This is a genomic window from Lysinibacillus sp. 10T31, from assembly GCF_056394365.1.
Genome location: NZ_JBFTHS010000112.1, coordinates 1 through 4,269 on the forward strand (window position 1 = coordinate 1; position 4,269 = coordinate 4,269).

Below are 4,269 nucleotides of genomic sequence, written 5' to 3' on the forward strand. Positions count from 1 at the left end.
ATTTCTATAACCGGTAGACCCTCGATCATATCAGGGATAACAACATCCTGTGGAGTTTGATCTCCTTTCCATCCTGTAATACTGATACCTGGAATACCAATAAATCTTTCTCTATAGACAAAATTATCGGCACCATTGGGTACACTAGCCTTCTTTTCTGCGTTCAAAGAGGTATCTTCATCCTCCGCAATAGTCGATGCTTCATCGTCTTCTATATCGCTATTTAGATCATCTTCTGTATTACTATTTAATGAATTATTATCATTATCTTCTTTATCATCCTCCGTAGGAATCGATGGTTCTTTATCTTCTTCTGTATTACTATTTAGTGAATTTTTATCTTTATCTTCTTTATCATCCTCCGTAGGAATCGATGGTTCTTTATCTTCTTCTGTATTACTATTTAGCGAATTTTTATCTTTATCTTTATCATCTAGTTGCAATTTGCCATCATCACTCAGGCTAGAATCTTCACTACTATTTTCACTATTACTGATTGCATTACCCAATGATAATTGAGAAAATACTAAAAGGATGATTATTAAAAGTAAACTTGCTTTTTTCATTTAGATATCTCCTTTCACCATATTAAAAAACAGTAGACATCTACCTTTGTAATTATCAACACTAACCATTTTCACAAAAGCAAGCAATTCAACATTTGCTGGTTTTTGAACAAATATTGATTATCGATTTACTTGCAATTTTCGCTAAGTTATGTAGGCGCTAACTGATTGCAACCTAAAAAGCGCGCAAACTCAACTTAAAAACGTTGATTTTGCGCGCTTTTCTGATATTAATTTTATTAATTTCGCTTTGAAAATATACTTATTTTCCAGCCTCTTCTTTTTTTATCCGCCGTGCTGCCTCTTACACTTGATGTAAAGTCTTATTTCTTGTAGACCTTTTGGAATGTCGCCTTACTGGTACGTACAGAACGGAAAATAAGCTGTATAAGCACCTCTGCAAATACAAGTCCTATAACGATGGCACCTGTAATTAAAAATGCCTTTAATCCATACTGTAGCCCTTGTACATAATCATCCTCTACAACATTTCTCATTGCATTATAAGCCATACCTCCCGGAACTAACGGGATAATACCACCGACAATAAAAATAATCATTGGCATTTTGAAGCGCCGAGCATACAAATGGGAAACGATAGCAATTATGAAAGAGCTAAAGAATGAGGCATTTACTATATTCATGCCATGTTCTGTTAGGATGAAGTAAATCATCCAGCCTACAACCCCAACAAAACCACAATAAATTAAGGTTCTTCTAGGTACATTAAAAATAATTGCGATACCTGCAGTCGCAAAAAAACTAAGAATTAACTGTACGATATAATCCATGTCAACTGCCTCCTAAAACGATAGAGTGACGGCAATAGCAGCACCAATTGCAAAAGCTGTTAAAAAGGCCTCTACGCCCTTTGCCATCCCTGACATAAAATGACCTGCCATTAAATCCCGAACTGCATTCGTAATCAAAATACCTGGTACCAGTGGCATAACGGAGCTAATTATAATTTTATCTATTTCCGTACCATGGCCATATTTCACTGAAAAGACTGCAATAGATCCTACTACTAATGAGGCTGTAAATTCTGAAAAAAATTTCACTTTTGTTAAGTCATTTATCAATAAAAGCACTAGGAAGCCTAACCCCCCTGCCAAACAGGCAAAAAGGAAATCAGACCATCCCCCTTTAAACATTATAAGGAAACAACCACTCGCAAGAGCCGCTGATATGACTTGAATATATATTGGTAAAAAATAATTTGTTTTTTGTATCGACTTTAGCTCGTCATAAGCTTCTTCTAATGTTATCATGTGAGATGTGAGTCTCCGAGATACTGAATTTACCAAGGCTATTTTTTGTAAATCTGTTAATCTGTTGGAAATTGATGTGATTCTCGTCGGCTGTGTCTTGCCCAACGAAAAAATGATCCCTGTAGGTGTGGCATAACATTGCGCATCCAGCATATTTTGAGAATGTGCCATGCGTAGCATAGTATCCTCCACACGGTATGTTTCTGCACCACTTTCAATCATAATTCTACCTGCAAGTAATAAACAGTCAATCGTAAATTCATTATCCACTTCATGTAAAACCATTACAGTTATCTGCCTCCTTTAAAAGGTTCCTTGCCAATAGTATCGAACTGCAAATAAAAACTCAACAAAAAAATTTTTTTAACTTTTAACCAAAGTACTTTGGCTTTCATAAGTTAGAAATGATAAGCAAATGGGTAATTTATTCATGAAGATGGGCTTCCCATAAATTGATAGCAAAACTTTATAGATTCGTATAACTTTTTCAATGACTGACACGTCTGATTGTATAGAAAAATAAATAAGGAAAGGAGCGTATCCATCAAAATGCCGGAACGCAGAAAAAAACGCGGCCCAATGATTGATTTCCTATTAATCGGCCTCATCATTACATTAACAACTATTATTTTAGTCATTTTCCTATCAAAGGATGATTTTAAGTTTCAAAAAATTAGTGCCTCTAAAGAGACAACTTCAGATTCAATAAAGAGTAAATTATCCACAGAAAGCTCTGCGTTTCCAGGTATACGTATTGTAACAGATGTCTCTAATGACAAGCGAACTCCTTTTGCTATTCACTATCCAGAAACAGATAATAAAGCTTTTAACGATGCTGTATTACAGTACATAACGGAATCAAAAGATAACTATCTGTCATCTATGAATGAAAATAAAGATAAAGAGGTAATGGGTGAGCTTAATATTAGTTTGGAAACTTTCCCATATCAAAAGCATTACTATTCCTTTGTGCTAACAAAAATGTTGTATACAGGCGGAGCCAATCCCGAGGTTTCAACAAAAACATTCTTCATCAATCATGAAACTGGTGAACTAATTTCCATTGAAACATTGTTAAATAACGATCAAAACAACTTAACGGCATTAGCTACTCATGTACGTAATGACTTACAGCAAAACCTTAAGTTAAAGGATGAACTCTTCAAGGATGATTTTAAAAAATCTACTGAGCCGAAGTGGTCTAACTTCAACCGCTTTGCTATTGTTGATAATTCAATACAATTCTATTTTGATAAATATGAGATTGCTAGCGGAGCAGCTGGTCCACCAATTGTGAAGCTTCCCCTGTCACTTATCAATCCGTTGTTAGCCTCTGATTTCCAGATTGCTATGGAAAAGCCGGTAAAGCCAACTGATATAGGAGATCCAAACAAAAAACGTATCGCCTTAACCTTTGATGATGGGCCACATCCAAAGGTAACAGAACAGATTTTAAATACGCTCGATAAATATAACGCAAAAGCTACCTTCTTTATGCTTGGTAGTCGCGTACAATATTACCCTGATATCGCAAGAGACGTACTTGCAAGAGGACATGAAATAGGTAATCATTCATGGAACCATCCTGTATTAACAAAACTGTCACTAGAGTCGGCAGTAAATCAATACACATCTACAGATGCGGAGATAGAGAAGGCCATTAATCAAAAGCCAACTGTATTTAGACCACCGTATGGAGCAACAAATGATGCTATTAACGCTCAAATTCCAATTCCTGTTGTTTTGTGGACGATTGATACATTAGATTGGAAGCATCGCAATGCACAACAGCTACTACCTAATGTCAAAAATAATTTACACAATAACGCTATTGTTTTAATGCATGATATTCATCAATCGACTGCTGATGGTCTTGATGCTGTACTTGCTTATTTACAAGGGCAAGGCTATGAATTCGTGACAGTATCGGAAATTCTTCCATATCGTCAAAAATAAGAAAAAGTCCAATAAACCTCGAGTTTATTGGACTTTCTTTTGTTAAAAAACTTATTACACCAGTGAACTTCGGCATAACGAGAGGTTAATTTCCGTTCCAGGTCATTCGGCTTTCCTATGGGCGAGCGTCGAACCGCTTTCTCCGCTATTGTTGCTGCCGCTTCGCTTTCGCACAGATAAAAAACATTGTTGCTGTCGCTTCGCTTTCGCACAGATAAAAACATTGTTGCTGTCGCTTCGCTTTCGCACAGATAAAAACATTGTTGCTGCCGCTTCGCTTCCGCACAGATAAAAAACATTGTTGCTGCCGCTTCGCTTCCGCACAGATAAAAAACATTGTTGCTGTCGCTTCGCTTTCGCACAGATAAAAAACATTGTTGCTGCCGCTTCGCTTTCGCACAGATAAAAAACATTGTTGCTGCCGCTTCGCTTTCGCACAGATAAAAAACATTGTTGCTGCCGCTTCGCTTTCGCAC

General features: G+C 36.6%; 5 protein-coding genes. 1 reads left to right on the forward strand and 4 read right to left on the reverse strand.

Going from position 1 to position 4,269, the window contains the following annotated elements; translation table 11 throughout:
- From AC1DCY_RS26895 to AC1DCY_RS26905, 3 genes are all read right to left on the reverse strand, one after another.
- On the reverse strand, positions 1-566 hold a 566-nt coding region (locus tag AC1DCY_RS26895; protein WP_477355669.1), incomplete at its 3' end, for a hypothetical protein.
- A gap of 323 nt (positions 567-889) precedes the next feature.
- Positions 890-1,357 (reverse strand): threonine/serine exporter family protein, encoded by a 468-nt coding sequence (locus AC1DCY_RS26900; RefSeq protein ID WP_477355672.1) that lies wholly within the window; start codon positions 1,355-1,357, stop codon positions 890-892.
- A gap of 12 nt (positions 1,358-1,369) precedes the next feature.
- The gene (locus AC1DCY_RS26905) at positions 1,370-2,122 is read right to left on the reverse strand and encodes a threonine/serine exporter family protein (protein WP_477355675.1); all 753 of its coding nucleotides are present in this window, start codon (positions 2,120-2,122) and stop codon (positions 1,370-1,372) included.
- Between the two features lie 264 nt (positions 2,123-2,386).
- Between AC1DCY_RS26905 and AC1DCY_RS26910 the strand changes: the two genes are divergently transcribed.
- The gene (locus tag AC1DCY_RS26910; RefSeq protein ID WP_477355678.1) at positions 2,387-3,793 is read left to right on the forward strand and encodes a polysaccharide deacetylase family protein; all 1,407 of its coding nucleotides are present in this window, start codon (positions 2,387-2,389) and stop codon (positions 3,791-3,793) included.
- A gap of 145 nt (positions 3,794-3,938) precedes the next feature.
- Here AC1DCY_RS26910 and AC1DCY_RS26915 read toward each other — a convergent pair.
- On the reverse strand, positions 3,939-4,269 hold a 331-nt coding region (locus AC1DCY_RS26915), incomplete at its 5' end, for a hypothetical protein (protein WP_477355681.1).